Below are 312 nucleotides of genomic sequence, written 5' to 3' on the forward strand. Positions count from 1 at the left end.
CAGCTTCGCATCGCCGCCGCCGATAAAGCCCGGCATCCAGAGCCCGACGGCCAGGGCCAGTACGATCACAAAGGTCAGGAGCGCGTATCCCGCCTCACTCCACCCCATCCCCCTTGCCCACGCCGCTACGGGCCAGATCACGATCAGGGCGCCGGGAATCCAGTTCGGAATCCGGAAGCCGGCAAGATCGGTCCAGGCTGCCGTGAGCATCAGCACCAGGAAGAGGGACATGCAAAGAGTGGCGATCATGGCAGAGAAGTATCCGGCGCTGTGAGACGAAATCCCTCGCGCCAGTAAGAGGCGATAGGCTCA

Annotated in this window: 1 protein-coding gene; it reads right to left on the reverse strand. The window is 63.1% G+C overall.

Translation table 11 applies throughout. The features are described 5' to 3' along the window. Window positions 1-249 (reverse strand): prepilin peptidase (locus E5162_RS14390; protein ID WP_174235018.1); only part of this gene is annotated, 249 nt, incomplete at its 3' end. Window positions 250-312: the final 63 nt, after the last annotated feature.

Origin of the sequence: Marinicauda pacifica (assembly GCF_004793635.1) — a bacterium.
GTDB classification, from domain to species: Bacteria; Pseudomonadota; Alphaproteobacteria; order Caulobacterales; family Maricaulaceae; genus Marinicauda; species Marinicauda pacifica.